This is a genomic window from Arthrobacter sp. Cr_A7 (genome assembly GCF_029222765.1).
Taxonomy (GTDB): Bacteria; Actinomycetota; Actinomycetes; order Actinomycetales; family Micrococcaceae; genus Arthrobacter.
The window spans coordinates 1-16,101 of the sequence record NZ_JARHXQ010000343.1; the positions used below are offsets into that span (position 1 = coordinate 1).

The 16,101-nt window shown below is 61.7% G+C and carries 15 protein-coding genes; 12 read left to right on the forward strand and 3 right to left on the reverse strand.

Translation table 11 applies throughout. From position 1 onward, the window contains the following. Window positions 1-113: 113 nt before the first annotated feature. Window positions 114-989, reverse strand: a complete 876-nt coding sequence (locus tag P2Q66_RS20570; protein WP_275731123.1) for an isocitrate lyase/PEP mutase family protein — start codon at window positions 987-989, stop codon at window positions 114-116. A gap of 177 nt (window positions 990-1,166) precedes the next feature. On the opposite strand from P2Q66_RS20570, the gene P2Q66_RS20575 reads away from it, so the two are divergent. The 3 genes from P2Q66_RS20575 to P2Q66_RS20585 all read left to right on the forward strand — a co-directional run bounded on the left by P2Q66_RS20575 (window position 1,167) and on the right by P2Q66_RS20585 (window position 5,112). After that, the gene (locus P2Q66_RS20575; RefSeq protein WP_275731125.1) at window positions 1,167-2,003 is read left to right on the forward strand and encodes a crotonase/enoyl-CoA hydratase family protein; all 837 of its coding nucleotides are present in this window, start codon (window positions 1,167-1,169) and stop codon (window positions 2,001-2,003) included. Window positions 2,004-2,251: 248 nt separating this feature from the next. Continuing rightward, complete coding sequence (locus P2Q66_RS20580) at window positions 2,252-3,508, forward strand: M24 family metallopeptidase (RefSeq protein ID WP_275731128.1); 1,257 nt, start codon at window positions 2,252-2,254, stop codon at window positions 3,506-3,508. Next, on the forward strand, window positions 3,505-5,112 hold the full coding sequence (locus P2Q66_RS20585) for a CocE/NonD family hydrolase (RefSeq protein WP_275731132.1): 1,608 nt from the start codon (window positions 3,505-3,507) through the stop codon (window positions 5,110-5,112). The genes P2Q66_RS20580 and P2Q66_RS20585 overlap by 4 nt, the downstream gene beginning before the upstream one ends. Here P2Q66_RS20585 and P2Q66_RS20590 read toward each other — a convergent pair. Further along, window positions 5,098-5,919, reverse strand: a complete 822-nt coding sequence (locus P2Q66_RS20590) for an IclR family transcriptional regulator (RefSeq protein WP_163163293.1) — start codon at window positions 5,917-5,919, stop codon at window positions 5,098-5,100. The genes P2Q66_RS20585 and P2Q66_RS20590 overlap by 15 nt on opposite strands. Before the next feature lie 119 nt (window positions 5,920-6,038). Between P2Q66_RS20590 and P2Q66_RS20595 the strand changes: the two genes are divergently transcribed. From P2Q66_RS20595 to P2Q66_RS20625, 7 genes are all read left to right on the forward strand, one after another. Beyond that, window positions 6,039-6,635 carry a VOC family protein gene (locus P2Q66_RS20595; RefSeq protein ID WP_275731137.1) on the forward strand — a complete coding sequence of 199 codons (597 nt, stop codon included), beginning with the start codon at window positions 6,039-6,041 and terminating at the stop codon, window positions 6,633-6,635. Further along, complete coding sequence (locus P2Q66_RS20600; protein WP_275731140.1) at window positions 6,636-8,762, forward strand: acetate--CoA ligase family protein; 2,127 nt, start codon at window positions 6,636-6,638, stop codon at window positions 8,760-8,762. Next, entirely contained in the window at window positions 8,759-9,907 is a 1,149-nt protein-coding gene (locus tag P2Q66_RS20605; protein ID WP_275731143.1) for a MaoC family dehydratase N-terminal domain-containing protein, read from the forward strand. The genes P2Q66_RS20600 and P2Q66_RS20605 overlap by 4 nt, the downstream gene beginning before the upstream one ends. A gap of 246 nt (window positions 9,908-10,153) precedes the next feature. Beyond that, on the forward strand, window positions 10,154-11,854 hold the full coding sequence (locus P2Q66_RS20610) for an NAD(P)/FAD-dependent oxidoreductase (protein WP_275731147.1): 1,701 nt from the start codon (window positions 10,154-10,156) through the stop codon (window positions 11,852-11,854). A 287-nt stretch (window positions 11,855-12,141) separates the two neighbouring features. Further along, on the forward strand, window positions 12,142-12,891 hold the full coding sequence (locus tag P2Q66_RS20615; RefSeq protein ID WP_275731150.1) for an SDR family NAD(P)-dependent oxidoreductase: 750 nt from the start codon (window positions 12,142-12,144) through the stop codon (window positions 12,889-12,891). A gap of 75 nt (window positions 12,892-12,966) precedes the next feature. After that, window positions 12,967-13,506 carry a flavin reductase family protein gene (locus tag P2Q66_RS20620; protein WP_275731152.1) on the forward strand — a complete coding sequence of 180 codons (540 nt, stop codon included), beginning with the start codon at window positions 12,967-12,969 and terminating at the stop codon, window positions 13,504-13,506. Window positions 13,507-13,541: 35 nt separating this feature from the next. Beyond that, a complete protein-coding gene (locus P2Q66_RS20625; RefSeq protein ID WP_275731154.1) occupies window positions 13,542-14,084 on the forward strand; it encodes an NUDIX domain-containing protein in 543 nt (180 codons plus the stop codon). On the opposite strand, the gene P2Q66_RS20630 is transcribed toward P2Q66_RS20625, so the two are convergent. Further along, a complete protein-coding gene (locus P2Q66_RS20630) occupies window positions 14,072-14,422 on the reverse strand; it encodes a helix-turn-helix domain-containing protein (RefSeq protein WP_275731157.1) in 351 nt (116 codons plus the stop codon). The genes P2Q66_RS20625 and P2Q66_RS20630 overlap by 13 nt on opposite strands. A gap of 123 nt (window positions 14,423-14,545) precedes the next feature. Here P2Q66_RS20630 and P2Q66_RS20635 point away from each other — a divergent pair, with 123 nt between their 5' ends. Together P2Q66_RS20635 and P2Q66_RS20640 are read left to right on the forward strand one after the other, a co-directional pair. Then, window positions 14,546-15,292, forward strand: a complete 747-nt coding sequence (locus P2Q66_RS20635) for an NADPH-dependent F420 reductase (protein WP_275731161.1) — start codon at window positions 14,546-14,548, stop codon at window positions 15,290-15,292. 239 nt (window positions 15,293-15,531) lie between these two features. Next, on the forward strand, window positions 15,532-16,071 hold the full coding sequence (locus tag P2Q66_RS20640) for a nuclear transport factor 2 family protein (protein ID WP_275731159.1): 540 nt from the start codon (window positions 15,532-15,534) through the stop codon (window positions 16,069-16,071). Window positions 16,072-16,101: the final 30 nt, after the last annotated feature.

Consider the following 16,101-nt stretch of genomic DNA (forward strand, 5'->3'; position numbering starts at 1 on the left):
TGCCATAACAGGGACATTCGATCTTCGCCATGCGAAATAGGCGGGATGGGAAAGACTAATGCCGTTCCTGGCCAGCCGCGGCCTGCCAGGAACGGAATTCGTCTGGAAGTCTGTCAGGAATAACCGAAGTGGCGGGCCCGGCGGGCCCACTCTGCCGCATCGATTGCTTCCATAATCGGTAGGTAAGCGCCGCCTTCTGCTTCACCCTCGAGCAACTCACCGCGCGCCAGGAGTGAGAGATTCTCGCGAAAGCCTGCCACGGCACCGTTCACGGTGTTGATGACCAGTAGCATTTTCACGCCGGCGTCTTCGAGTTCCTGGCGCTCCTCCAGGGTGGGATTCTTCACTGTCACCATGACGTACTGGCCCGGGACGACTGCCGAGAGTTTGGGCAGGTCGAGAAGGGGGTAGCCGCACGGATAGAGCATGTCTGCGCCGGCGGCAGAATAGGCAGCCATGCGTTCAGCGAGATTGTCGAAGCCAAAGCGGCTGGCGTCCGAGCGGGCCACGATCACGGTGTCGGGGGAGGTCCGGGCTTCCACGCAGGCGCGGATGATGTTGCTCATCTCCTCGACGCTGCGGAGTTTGAGTTGCGGTTTCCAGCGTTCCCCGCCGTCTTTGGGTGTCCAGAAGTGCTTCGTTGCGGGCACCATGTCTTCGACGAGCAGGGCTGCGACGCCGGCTTGCTCGGCGAGCTGGACGCCGCGGAATGCTTGAAGGGGTGATCCTCCTGCGTCGTCGAAGTCGAGAATGAGTGGCAGATCGGTGATTGCGGTGATGCGCCTGCCGGCCTCGATGAGTTCGCCCTGGGAGATGAAGCCGTTATCCGGTATCCCGTAGTGGAAGTTGGAGTAGGTGCCGCCGGCGATGAGCACGACATCGAAGCCGGCTTGTTCAATCATTTTCGCCGAGAGTGCATCGTAGGCTCCCGGCGCGATGATCATTTTGGAGTCCGCAAGCAGTTCCCGGAGTCTTTGGGCGGGTTTCATGGGCTTTTCCCTTCTTTCGTCGGAGTTTATGGCTACGACGGGAAAGAGTTTTCACGGAACGTAGCAGTGCTACTATCGTATCACGCTAACTACATTCACTATTTGAAAAATAGCGGCGCACAAAGGAGTGGCAGTCCCGTTGCTTGCTCCTTATCAATACGACCCAAAGGATGAACAATGCAACAGACCGAGCCCCAAGCGGGAGCAAGCAGCAACGTCAGTGAGCCAAGCGTTTATGTGAGCAACTCCGGAGGAGTTCGCGTCATAACCATCACCCGTCCGCATAAGCGCAACGCGATTGACCGGCCCACGGCCCTGGCGCTTGCGGCTGCGTTCGATGAGTTTGATGCGGATGATTCTGCCAGTATCGCCATCCTCACCGGTGCAGGCGGATATTTCTCGGCGGGCGCTGACCTCGTATCAGTTGCAGCGGGGGATGTCCCGGTCATCGAGGGACGCGGCTTCGCCGGCATCACCCGCCGGCCGCCGGTAAAACCTGTCATTGCCGCCGTCGAAGGCTTCGCCTATGCAGGGGGATTTGAGCTTGCCCTTGCATGCGACTTGATCGTCGCCAGCTCAACGGCGTCGTTTGCCCTGCCCGAGGTAAAACGGGGACTCATCGCAGCCGGCGGCGGGCTGCTCCGCCTGCCGGACCGAATGCCCTATCACATCGCAATGGAGCTGGCGTTGCTGGGGGAGCCAATCACTGCGGCACGCCTCGCCGAGCTCGGCCTCATCAACAGGCTGACGGACCCGGGCGAAGCACTCGATACGGCGCTCGAACTCGCCGGGAGAATCCAGCTCAATGGACCCGTTGCAATGAAGACTGCCAAGCGCATCATTAAGGAGTCGCGGTACGCGGCGGCGGAGGCGCGTTTCGCTGCCCAGGAAGAAATCGTTGCTCCCTTGCGAAGTGGACCGGAAGCGCGAGAGGGTGCCCTGGCTTTCGTGGAACGGCGCGACCCGGCCTGGGTCGTCGCTGCACAGGCAGCGCAGGCCACGGAAGTACCGTAATTGCGATTCTGGCATGGCTTCCTACGTCATTGGCGTCCTATGCCGTGTCGCTCAAGGTCCGCTGGCTCTTAGCGTTATTTCAGAACAAACGTTGGATGATCACTGACCTAAACGAACATCCGGTGCGCTTCCCCAACTTTGGGGGATGGCCGTGGGTCTCGGAAGGCCCGACCGCATGGCCGCGGTCGACGCCCCCGATAGCCGCGGGACCATCGCTCAGTACAAAAACATGAAAGGCCAAGGCAAAGATGCCCGAAAACCACCAGAAATTGCACTTCGGACCGGCGCGTACAGAACTGCACGTAGGCGTTGATCTGGACCGGATGCGCCGCGAGCGCGCCGACCGCATGCGGGCCTTGATGCGTTCAAAGGGTATACCGGCGCTGCTGCTCACTGGCGCGGACAACGTGCGTTATCTGACAGGCTTTTGGTGGGGAGAATTCTCGCTCCAGGTCGGCTACGCACTGTTCTTCGCAGACGACGAACCAATCGTGTTCGCGCCGGCGGGATCACTCCAGCAAATGCCTGACCAGGCTCCCTGGATCAAGCACTGGCGCCCGGCCATCTCCTGGCTTGGCGGCGTAGCCCCCAGTTCTGCCATCGCCGAACTGTCGCCCGTTTTCGCAGCCCAGATTCGCGATGAACTTGCCGCCCGTTCTCTCACAGGTGAGCTTCTGGCCGTCAGCGAGATCGACGAGCCAGGTATGAATGCTTTGGCCGATGCCGGAATCGAGACGATCCCGGGACTCCCGCTGTTGCTCGAATGCTCAACGATCAAGACGGCCGATGAAATCTCCTGTATCTCGATGGCGGCGAGCTTGAGTACTGCGGGGTTCGAGGCGACCCGGGCCGCATTGCGGCCTGGAACCAAACAGGCCCAGATTGCCTTGATGGCGCGACGCGCCATCGAAGATGCCGGCGCGGAAGTGGGAGCGGCGCGCCTGCTTTCCGGACCATTGTCATTCCCCCGGGGGATCAGCGGTGGTGATCGCATCGTTGAGCATGGCGATCTCGCTTACCTGCTTACCTGCGGAACTTCCTACATGGGGTACACGGCGTGCCTCTACCGCCAGTACGTCGTCGGCCGCGCTCCAACCTCAGCCGAGCGCTCCTCATACACCAAGCTGACGGACCGTCTGGATTTGGCCATGTCGCTCATGAAACCAGGCGCCAGCACAGCTGACGTGGCCGCCGTACTCGCACCCGCGGAAGACCTGGGCTTCCCGTCCGAGGCAGAATGCTTCAGCATCGAACTCGGGCACGGGATCGGCCTGGTTAATGCAGGGTCGCGGGCAATCCACTACAACCCTCCGACTATTACCCGCTCGTGGTCCCTTGCCCATCCTGAGGAGATCAAAGAAGGCATGGTCATCGCCATCGAAGGTATCGAAGGGGAGCACCGCGTCGGAGGTGTCCGCCTTGAGAACCTCGTTGTGGTCACGGCCAATGGTGCGGAACTGCTGGACCACTACCCGCGCCTCGACATGGTCCAAACCGCCGGGTGACCGAGACAACCGACTGCGAAAGCGACACAGCGAAGGTTGCCATGAACCTGATAGTTGAAAAGCACGTCCCTGTCGCCATGCGCGACGGGGTTACTCTCTCGGGAGATGTGTATCGGCCAAGTGACGGCGAGGCCCGTTCCACGGTGCTGATAAGGACGCCCTACTGCAAGGATGACCCGGCGCACGCCAACACGTGGATTAATATCCTGCGCGCCGTGGAATGCGGATGGGTGGTGGTGGTTCAGGACGTACGGGGCCGGTTCCGAAGCGAGGGCCAGTTCGTGCCTTTTGTGAATGAAGCCGACGACGGTGTGGACACCATCCAGTGGGTGCGCGAACAGCCGTGGTCGGACGGCAACGTGGGTATGGTGGGCGGCTCATACGTCGGTATCAGCCAGTGGCTGGCGGCAGCGAAGAATCCTGAAGGCCTCATCGGCATCGTTCCTGCTGTGACCGCCGACGACGTCCATTCCGGCTGGCTTTATGAGGACGACAACGTCGTGTTGGGATTCCTTGCACACTGGGTATCGATTCTCCTCGCAAGTAGCGGGCTGGATGCGAAAAGCCGGCCGCGGATCGCGGCCCTGGAGCGAAATGTCGCAGAGGGGCGCATCCGTACCTTTAACCAGCTGATCGAGGAGGCGGGGGAATTCGCGCCCTATCTGCAGGACTGGCGGGATCGAAGCCGGTCCCTGGTCGATCCCGAGCCGGCTGGACGCGTTGACGTGCCCGCCTTCGTCATCGGAGGCTGGTTCGACATTTTCCTTCGAGGAACGGTTGCCAGTTTTGTGCGAAGGAAGGCCGCCGGCACGGGGAATGAACATGACCGGCTCTTGCTGGGACCCTGGGCGCATGGGCTGATGGGCGGCTGGTTCCCGGCCCGCTCGTTTGGTCCGGCATCCTCCTTCGACAGCCTCGACCCGACGGCGCTCCAACTCGCTTGGCTGGAGGAAGTGCGTGATGGCCTCAACCAATCGGAGTACCCCGTGACGGTGTTCGCCATGGGGGCTGATAAATGGCGAGGCTTTTCAAGCTGGCCACCTGAAGGCGCTGACCAGGTGCACCTTCGACTGCACCCTAGCAACACAGTGGATTCCACGGCCCGCATGGATGCCCGGACGGCGTCGCTATTGGATTCCCCCGTCCCGACGATCGGCGGGCGGACATTTTTCCCCGGCTACAAAGTGGGGGCCAACTCGGGTCCGCGCTTGTTGGAGGCATTGCATGCCCGGAATGACGTGCACGCCTTCGTTTCGGAGCCACTGGACGACAACATCGAAATCCTGGGCACTGTTACGTGCCGGCTGAAGGTGGCCGCTGCTGGCCCGACGCCGGTCGTCGTCAAGCTGGCAACGCTCGACAGTACTGGTGCCCCTGAGTTGCTGTGCGAGGGATCGTCGTACAGCAGGACGGGCGCTGGAAACGCGGAGTCAATCAATGTGGATCTTGGTTCCACTGCGGTCCGGGTGGCGAAAGGCATGCGTTTGTGCGCCTATGTTGCCACATCGGATTTCCCCCGCTTGGAGGACGGGCCCCGGACACCCTTGAACGTTTGTGCGGACGAGGGGCCGGTACTGGAGCTTGACGTTCTACGGCTGGGTTGAGTCGCCTTCTTCGTCGTCCAGGCGGCGGGCTTCCATTAGGGCATCGAGGCATTGCTGGAAGTGTTGCTCGTTGGTAAAGCGATGAAGCGGGACCGTAATGGACAAGGCGGTGCGGGGGCGCTGTGATCCTTCGAAGATTGGAACTGCCATGCCGCAGACGCCGAGGACGTATTCCTGGTGGTCCAGTGCGTAACCACGTGACCGGGTCAACTCAAGGTCGGCCAGAAATTCAGGAAGGGTGGTGATCGTGTGTTCGGTTCGTCTGGTGAGTTCACCATCGACGGAGCGGACCCGTTCCAGTTGTGATTCCGGACCGAAGGCGAGGAGGGCCTTCCCGGAGGCGCGTGCATGAATGTCGCCGGAGACACCCACCCGCAGGTCGGCCACCCTGACGGCGTGGCTGCCTTCCTCCACGGCGACGACGGTGACGGTGCCTCCCTGCCATGCGGACAAGTAGGCGCTTTCGCCGGTGGCCTCAACCACCATTTTCAGGAGACGTAGTGCCAGCGGAGAGGGACGCCAGTCATCTTCCACTCGCGAACTTAGATCCAGGATTTTCCCGGCAGCGAGTTTGTAGGTGCGCTCGTTACGTTCCAGGTAACCGGCATGTACAAGTGTCGCCAGCAAATGCGACGTCGTCGCAATGTGCAGGTTTACTGCGCTCGCAATCGACTGAGCCCGCATCGGCTCCTTCGACGCCGCAACGACATCAACGATGTTGAGCGCACGGGCAACCGACTGGACCAGGTCCTTCGGTGCTTCGGTGTCGGTGGACGTTTTAGCGGCTGTCTTAGCTGTACTTGCCATGCGGAAATCATACGCACATGGCGAAAGAAGGGCCACAAGGCCACGAGAAGGGTCCCTGCCCGCAGGGGCAGCAGTTTATCCGTTGACAGCAGCCAGAAGGGTAGCGTAGTTATTACATTATGAAAGCAACTATCACAAAGAGAGAGTTCGGGGATGGTGGCAACGGTGCCACGCCCCGCGCCGCGAAGGACCTTGGAGGCCTCCCGGTGGTACATTCCGCAGGTCCTGTTCCAATCGGAAGCGTGGGACAGGTGGGGATCCTCGTGTCGGACCTCGACGAGGCCATCGACTTGTACGGACACGCCTTCGGCATCGAAGAGTGGAATTGTTACCACTACGACCAGGAGTTCATGCCCTGGTCGCGCTTTGGCGCCGAGGAAGGTGCTTTCGCGATGCGCCTCGCCATGGGCGGTTCCAATCCGCAGATCGAACTCATCCAGCCCTTGGCCGGCCCAAGCATCTACCACGAGTTCACCGAGCAGGGCCGCACCGGCCTCCACCACCTGGGTGTATTCGTGGACAACCTGGATGCGGCGATCGCGCTTATGGAGGGAGCCGGCTACCGGGTTACCCAAACAGCGCGCGGGTATGGCCAGGGCGGCGATGGCGGATTCGCCTACTTTGACACCGACCGTGATCTCGGCGTGGTGGTCGAGGCAATAGAAATTCCGGCTACCCGAAGGCCGGCGACCGTGCGACGGACTGGAGGAATGTAAATGTTGGAGAGCAAGGCTGTTTTGAGCCCCGTGCGCATCGATAACCCGTTGAAGGCAGAGAGTGTAGCTGTGGTTGGTCCCTCCCGGGACCCCTGGAAGACCTCAGGGCGGACACTCGATTACCTATCCCGCCTCGGATTCGAGGGGCGGTACTATGCGGTCAGCAGCGTGCACAAGGAAGTGCTCGGTGTACCCACGGTGGAGACGCTCTCCGACCTCCCCGAGGTGCCCGACGTAGCCGTCCTCGTGGGGCCCGCCGACAGGTTCATTGAGGATCTGCGCGAATGCGTCGCGCTTGGCGTCCCCTTCGCGGTCGCGTTCGCCGCCGGCTTCGGTGAAACCGGCCGGCATGACCGCGATGAGCTGCTCCGTGCGGAATTGGCTAAGGGCACCACCCGACTCATAGGCCCTAACTGCATCGGCTTCATGCACGTTGGCCGGTCACTGACCGCAACCTTCTCATCTGTCCTTCAACGTGGCGCAATTCCGGCCGGTCACGTGGCGATGTTCAGCCAGAGCGGCGGACTGGGAAACGCGCTCATGCAGTCCCTCGCCGCACGCGGCGCCAGCGGATTGAGCGCCTGGGCCAGCTCCGGGAACGAGATTTCGACGGGCTTTACCGACTGGGCGCAGTGGCTGGGCGCTGATCCGGACACCCATGTCCTCACTTGCATCGTCGAGAGCTTCAGCGCAAACGATGATCTCGAGGCCGCTGCAACCGCTGCGGGGGATCGCGGTATCCCGGTCATCATCCTGAAGCTGGGCCGGTCCACCCGCGGCGCGATGAGCGCCCAGTCCCATACCGGCAAACTCGCAGGCAGCGGCCGCGTCGCTCTAAGCGTCCTCCGCCACCGTTTCGGAATGGTGTGCACCTCGCCGGAGCAACTCCTTGACCTGACCGAGACCTTCGACGTCTTCCACGGGCGGCTCTCCGGGCGCGACCAGGAGTTGACCGTCGTCACCACCTCCGGCGCCCAGGTGGGGCTTTGGAACGACCTGGCCGACGACCGCGGCCTGACGTTCCGCGATCTCGAACCGGAAGCGCTCCACTCGATAGGCGAGGCGGTGGGCAGCAATCACCTCGGCAATCCCATCGACGTCGGAGTACAGTCCACAACTGCCGACTACCTGCGCATCGTTGAGCGTGTTCTCGCCACGACGCCGGACGGCTGGGTTATAGTGACGGCGACGCGGCTCGCGCACGACTTCGATGAGCTGGCGGCCGGTATCGCCGCGATGACCATCCCGACGGAAGTACGTGTCATGGTGGTCCCGCTGTCCGAAGACGACCGGGTCACCGCGGCCCAAGCCGGAATCCTGCGCAAGGCAGGAGTCCTTTCCCTGCCCACAGCCGGACGGGCACTGGACGCCGCGGCGGCCGCATCCTCCTGGTCGCAGGTCCAAAGCACCCGTGCCAACCGCGGCGAACTAGTGGGGGCGGCACTGAAGGCGGTGACAACGGGCGGGGCGCACAACCTGACCTGGCGCGAGGTGGCCGAATCCCTCGCCACGTCCGGTGTTCCAGTACCGGCAAGCCGCGCCGTCCGTGATATCGACGGCGTCGTCCGGGCTGCCGAGGAGATCGGCTTCCCGGTAGCGATCAAAATCGATGATGCCGAGATCCTTCATAAGGCAGACGCCGGAGGCGTCTTCATCGGCGTCAATGACGCCGACGGCGCCCGCGCGGCAGCCTCCCAGCTCACTTCCATCCAGGGGGAGGCCGCAACGATCTCCGTCCAGGCGATGGCGCCAGGGAAGACCGAAGTCCTCGTAGGGCTCCGGCGCGATCCAGAGTTCGGTCCAGTTCTCGTCATCGGCGCGGGGGGCGGGATGACTGAGGCGATTGACGATATCAGTATCCTTCCGCTGCCAGTGTCCCGGCCGGAGGTCCGCCAAGCCATCTCTGACGCGCGCGTGGTGGCCACCAGCCTGCGCGGGCAAGCCGGCGGGAAGACCCTCGACGCGCTCACCACCACTGTGATGGACATTCTCGACTGGGCGGAACAGCAAGGAAACATCCATGAGTTCGAGTTCAATCCGATCCTTGCGGACCCGGCAACAGCAACCGTCACAGTCGTCGACGCTGTTGTGTCGGTCCACACCACCTCGTCAGGAGCAACTTCATGACCAGCGCCACTACCGGCGTACCTGCAAAGCAGATCACCGATGAAGACGTGGCCTACATGAAGAGCTTCATCGGTGAGTCAGCCGTCGTTGTGCAATGGAACGAGGAGGCAAGCACCGACTCAATCCGCCACTACGCATGGGGGATCGGTGACGAGAACCCGCTGTGGCTGTCCGATTCGTACGCGCAGACAACGCGTTACGGCACCCGAATCGCACCCCCCACATTCCTTTACTCCGTCTGCGACGCCGAAGTCGCGATGGGGATGTCGGAGGGCATCCAGGCTATCCACCTCGGTGCCGACCTCGATTTCCGCAGACCGATCCGCCTGGGCGAGCGGGTCCGCGCACGCGCCTTCGTTGAAGACGTCCGCGAACGCGTGGGCCGCCGCTCCGGTCGCCTGGTGGAGCAGGTGGGGCGCACCGATTACTTCGTAGGCGAGGAACTTGTCGGGATCGTCCGTAACACAATCGTCTGCGTGGCTCGAAGCTCGGAGGGCCAGCGGATGCACGAACCGCGCGCCCCCCATGTCTACACGGACGAGGAAAAGGAACAGATCCGGGCGGCGATCCTGGCTGAGGAGATCCGCGGCCAGCGCACGCGCTTCGCGGAGACGGTGTCTGTCGGCGATGTTGTACCGCAGGTAGTCAAGGGTCCACTCGACCTCATCACCATGACCGCGTACTATGCCGGAGCGATCGGTACCGCCGGCTACCGCGGGGTGGAGACCCGCGTGCGCCAGCAGGAGCGGGTGAGGAACGGCGACCCAAGCGCGCCGACGAATCTGGGTCCCGAGCACTTCCTCTCCGAGCCCTTCCCGAGCCTGGGGCACCAGGATGCTGCCATGGCACACGCGATCGGCATGCCTGGCGCGTACGACAACGGAAACCAGCGTGTCTCGTGGATGGCACACTGCGTGACCAACTGGATGGGGGACGATGCGGATCTCGTCTCGCTTTCCGTGCGCATTAAGCAGCCCGGTGTCTTCGGCGACACTCAGTGGATTGGAGGAGAGGTCACCCGCGTCTTCCGCGACGAGACCCACGGAGCGTGCGCTGAAGTCACGGTCAAGGCCATCAACGAGCTGGGCGTCGAGACCACGAGTGCCGTAGCGGTCGTCTCGCTGGCCGAGACCCGGAGCAGTTGACCCGCGCACGGGCTGAGCGAGGATTGCTGCCGCTTTTTCCCGCCATATTGGCGTCTATTGCCATGCCGGTCCTGACCCGGCGGCTCTTAGCGTTATTTGTGAACAAAGATCGGCAAAGTTGCCGATGCACTGACATCAAAGGAGATCCGGTGGGCTTTTCAAAAGTACGGAACCAGGATGGCTTGCTCCATCCAACGAGTGGTGACGCCAGTGAACAGTGAAGACGCGCGTCCAGGGAGCGAAGCCATGGCAAATAACCACATCCAGAATCTGACGGGTGAGACTGAGGAATATTCCGTCGTCGTCATCGGCGCGGGCATGGGGGGCATTTACGCCCTCCACCGGTTCGCCGACCTGGGACACGACGTCCACGGCTTCGAGGGAGCAGACGGAGTCGGGGGCGTCTGGTATCACAACGCCTACCCGGGTGCCCGCGTGGACTTGGAAAGCCACAGCTACGCCTTCATGTTTGATCCTGAGCTTTACGCGGGATGGGACTGGAGCGAGCGGTACGCCGCACAACCCGAAATTCTGCGGTACCTCAACTATGTGGCGGACCGCCTCGATGTGCGCCGCAACCTCTCGCTGAGCACCTGGGTGACGTCCGCCGACTGGCAGCCCCACGAGAACAAGTACCTTATCAAGACCAATACCGGCCGGACGGTTTGGGCCCGTTATCTCGTGATGGCGACGGGACAGCTTTCGAAGCCGCGGAAGCCGGACTTCCCGGGACTCGATGATTTCGAGGGGGAGTGGTATCAAACCTCCCATTGGCCCCAGACCCCCGTTGAGATTGCCGGCAAGCGCGTGGCCCTTATTGGGACAGGATCTTCGGGTGTGCAGGCTGCGACGGAGATCGCCAAGACCGCCGGGCACCTCTATGTCCTGCAACGCACCCCGAACTACTCGATCCCTGCACACAACGGGCCGGCGGACAGGAGGAAGAAGGCCCGCCTCAATAAGAAGGTTCTGCGACTACGAGACGAGTCATACAATTCCCCTGTCGGCTATGTCATGCAGGGCTTTGCGGGCAAGGCTTCAGACTTCTCCGAAGAACAGCAGCAGCAGATTCTCGAGTCCAGATGGGCTTTCGGAGGCCAAACCCTGCTCGGAACTTTCTCCGACCAAGGGACGAACATCGACGTCAACAACGTCGTCGCCGAGTTCGTCCGCGGCAAGATCCGCGACATGATCGACGATCCCGAGACCGCCGAGAAGCTGATGCCCACCTCCTACCCGATCGGCATCCGTCGGCTCTGCATCGATACCGGGTACTACCCGATCTTCAATCAAAGCAATGTCAGCCTGGTTGACCTGAGAAGCGATCCGGTGGAGCGCATCACCAAGACCGGCATCAAGACCCGGAACAATGAGTACGACGTTGACCTGATCGTTTTTGCCCTCGGCTTCGAGGCCTTTACGGGCGCCTTGGACCAGGCCAACGTCCGCAATGAGCACGGCCAGCAGCCGAGCGACCGGTGGAAGCATAAACCGCAGACCCATTTGGGGGTCATGACGCATGGATTCCCGAACCTGTTTATGCTCACCGGCGCACAAAGCCCCAGCGTGCTCGCAAACTTTTTCGTGGGGAACAACCAACACGTTGATTTTGTGGCGGACATCATCGCGCACGCCGAAAAGAAGGGCGCCGTCCGCATTGAGCCCAGCCTTGAGGCAGAGCGGGAGTGGGGCGACCACTGTAACGAGATCGCAGCGCCGCTCCTGCGGCGGGCCGTGGACAACTATATGGTCCACGTCAACAAATACGACGGCTCGCGCTATTTCATTCCGTATGCCGGTGGCTTCGACAAATACGTCAAGAAGGTCGAAGAAGTTGTCTCCGACGACTACCGCGGCTTCGTGTTTACGAAGGCTTTTGCACCTGGCAATGCAGGACAAACCGCAGATGAAAGCCGAAACCGTGATGCGGTTCTCACGGCACAGTAGATAGACAGACAACAGGCTCCCCGGAAGCCGGACTGGTCATCCAGTTCAGGCTTCCGGGGAGCCTTCTTATTCCCGCCCTGTGGTTGCCGACGTTTGGTGCGAGGGCTTTTAGCGGGCCCCCGCGAGAGGACACAATTTTGGCGCGGTTTCATTCGTTGTTGGCGCCGATGGCCATCCCGGTGCAGCCCCACCCGCACGTAGCGTTGATTGTGGGCGAAGTCAGCAAGAAGCCTTGGCACTGAGATCAAAGGAGATCCCGTGAACTTCCTGGACGTGAAGGAAAAACAATGAGCAACATTCTCGAAGGCAAGACCGCCATTATCACCGGTGCTGGATCAGGCATGGGTTTGGCAACTGCCCGCCTGTTTCATCAGCACGGCGCAAACATCGTGTTGGCGGATTTTTCCGGAGCCCAGGAGAAAACGGCTGTGGAGCTCGGAGACCGCACGGTGCCGATCCAGGCTGACATTTCAAAAGCTGCAGACGCGAAAGCAATGGTTGACCTCGCCATTAGCGAGTTCGGTGGCCTCGACGTTCTCTGCAATATCGCAGGGGCAAATGCTCCCATGGTGCAGCACCATGAGGCGCTGGAGTCGGACTTCGACAAGATGATTAACGTAAATCTCCGGGGCGCTTTCCTCACGATGAAGTATGCAATTCCCGCCATGCTCGAGCAGGGCGGAGGATCAATCGTCAATGTGGCCTCGGCTGCAGCCTTGATGGGGACGCCTCTCTACGGCGGTTACAGTGCAGCCAAGACCGGCCTCCTCGGGCTGACCCGCACTATTGCCCTTGAATATGCAGCGCAGAATATCCGTGCGAACTCCATCTGCCCTGGCCCCATCAGGACTCCAATGATGGAAGAAGCCTTGGCGGAAAACCCTGCCGCCGCCGACTATCTCATCAATATGGTTCCGGCACGTCGTGTGGGAACCGCAGAAGAAGTAGCCAATGCCGTCCTGTTCCTTGCCAGTGAGCAGTCTTCGTACATAACCGGCGTCGCACTGCCTATCGACGGTGGCCAGACTGCTGCCTAACTGCCCAGACGTATTCGGCCCGGGAATGGTCAAAGGGCGATCGCTCCGACGCGGGCACCGAGAGGAAGAAAACCTATGTCCCAAAAATTTATGACCCGGCCGAAGGTCACTGCATTCGGCAACGACCCCTTGCTGGTGAGGAGCACGTTTGCGCAATTTCCGTCCGGAGTTGCGGTGCTCGCGGTCGAAGCCGGCGATGAGAAGCATGCGCTCGTTGCCTCATCCTTCATGGTTGGGGTGTCGCTCGAACCGTGCCTCGTCGCGGTAGCTGTGCAGAAGTCCTCGGAGACATGGGAGCAGATCAAGGATGCGGCCTCACTGGGGGTTTCGATCTTTGGCAAGGGGCAGGGACATCTGACCCGCAAGCTCGCAGGCAAGGACCGCGCTGCGCGCTTTGAGCAGGTGGCAATCGACGTCGGCGAGGACGGGGCAGTATTCATAGAAGAGGCGGCGTTATGGCTCGAGTGCTCGGTCCATGAGGTTTCAGAGGCCGGCGATCATTGGATGGCGCTGCTCGAGGTGAAGAAACTTGGCGTCGGCGAAAATGAGCCGCTCATTTGGCACGGCGCCAAGTTCCGCGAGCTTGTCAACGCCCAGTCGATCGACGTCGTCTAGCGGACTGAGCGGTTGCTGCGCCTTGGAAGGAAAATATGAGCGCCATTGATGCGGCGTCCGGCGTCGGGTTTCCCCCTCGCGCTGTGCATGACATTCCTGCAGACCGGACCGTGATAGCGGCCGTCATCCAGTGGCGGGACAAGATCGCACTGTTCAGGCGGAGCGGGAATCTTGGCCACGACAGCGGTCTGTGGCACTGCATTACCGGTTTTATGGAAGCCGGTGCCACGCCTGAACAGCAGACCCTTGAAGAGTTGTTTGAAGAAACCGGTCTGGAAACCAAAGATCTCCTGGGACTCCTGCCGGGACCGGACCTGGTGGTGGCCGACGGCGTGGGGAATCCGTGGCTCATCCACACGTTCACTGCCCTGACGTCCCGCCGGCGGCTGAAGATCAACTGGGAAAACGACGCCTACCGGTGGACTGCACCGCACAAGGCCACGCGCTTTGCTAACCGGGTGGCCTGGCTGGACGACGTGCTCGATGCAACCGGTCATCTCCCGGGTATCGCTTCGGCACCTGAACCTGGGGCAGCTCCGGGTTGGAGCCTCGGTGCCGCTCCACGTCAGGAGGCCTGACGATCACCGCCGTTGGAGTGGGCCGCCTCCTGGAGGATCAGGTTCAACAGGCCGGGGAAGCGGGCTTCGAGGTCATCGCTGCGCAGCCGGCTCATGCGCCGGACACCGACGTCGTACTGGTGGATCACGCCTGCCTCACGCAGTACCCGGAAGTGCCGCGTTCCGGCGGACTTTGTTACTGGCAAGGCAAAGTCGGTGCACGGGATGTCCCCATTGCTTCCAGCCAGCCGAATGACGATCCCCAACCGCACCGGGTCAGTCATTGCCGCCATCAAGCGGAACAGGTCCATCTCGCTGACGTCAGGGTGGGTCAGGGGGGTTGAGGTTCGGCTGGCCATGTGCCCAGTCTAGCGCTAATCCTCGGCTATGTTTACGTTAATGCGAACATAGGATACGTTTAAGCCCAGGCCCATCCATCCGGTGCGTTCCATCAACAGGCTGCACCGTTCAGGTTCCCGCCCATTTCACGACTCTCAACTGAGGAAACACGTATGCCCACCCTTGGAATCATTGGCACCGGGAATATCGGTGCTGCCATCGCTCGTCTCGCCGTAAATGCCGGCATCCCTGTAGTGCTGTCCAATTCCCGTGGCCCGGAGACGCTCGCCGGCCTCGTCGCAGAGTTGGGACCCCTGGCTTCTGCCGGCACCATCGAACAGTCCGCAGCGGCTGGAGACGTTGTCGTACTGTCCGTGCCGCTGACGGCGCATACCGCCGTTCCTGCGGCGCTGCTGGAGGGGAAGGCTGTACTCGACACCACCAACTACTACCCGTTCCGGGATGGAAGGGTGTCTGAGCTCGACGAGGAAAGGCTGACGACGAGCGAGCTCGTCCTACGGCACTTCGACGGAGCCGGCCTGACGAAGGCCTTCAACAACATCCTGGCCCACCACATCCCCCAGCTGGCGCGCCCCTCCGGCGCACCCGATCGCACCGCCCTTCCCGTGGCAGGCGACGACGCTTCTGCCAAGACCAAGGTCATGAGCCTTATCGACCAGCTGGGTTTCGATGCAGTGGACGCCGGCACATTGGCTGAAAGTTGGCGTTTTGAGCCGGAAGCCGCTGCCTACACCAGGCTTTACCTGGCGGACCCCGCAACACCGGGCGACCGCATGCTCGAAGCTCCCGCCGCACCGGTGCCCGCTGAACGGCTGAATGACGCACTGAAGCGCGCCGAACCGGTTCGGGTTGCCGCGCGCACCTTCTAGAAACCATTCCACGGCTGCTGGCCTTAGTGGCACGCCTTTGACGGCGGCACTAAGGCCAGCGGCGCATGCGGGTCCCTTACGCGGTGCCGAAGGCCGTCCCGCTAGCCGGCGCCCTGACGCAGTTTCCTAACTGCACGGCGCCAAAGAAGCTATCCCTCCGGTGATCCCTGCTTTTAGCGTTGTTTCTAACGAGGGTGGCAAAGAAGCTGCCTGGCGTGCGAAGTAGAAAGTCTGGATAAATGTCCCTCACAGATGCTCAACTGACAGAGCTGTATGACAAGCAGGCCCTCCACGATAACCTGATGCTGTATGCGAGGGGCGCCGACCGGCACGACCGCGAGCTGATGAAATCCACCTACTGGCCTGATTCATTCGATGATCATGGCAGCTACGTCGGAAACGGCCAGGGGTGGCCCGATGCAGCCATGACCTGGCACGATAAGATCCACAGCTGCAGCCACCACATCTCCAACGTGCTGTCCGAGATCGACGGGAACCGTGCCAAGCGTGAGAGCATGTTCATCTGCGTAGTTCCGTTCAAAGAGCCAGAAGTAACCATGTTCCAGGCCGGCCGCTACCGCGACTTGTGCGAGAAGCGCGATGGGGTGTGGAAGATCCTTCATCGCACCTGCATCTGGGACTGGATCGACGTGCGGCCCATCAACTCGGACTGGGACGTCGTGAATGTCCCTCGGGTCTCGCACTGGGGAGCTTGGCATCCCGAGGATCCGATCTACCGCGACTGGATCGACAGTCCGCCAACGGAATTCTCCCGGTAGCCCTACACCTGCCGCGGCTCGCGGTCCGTT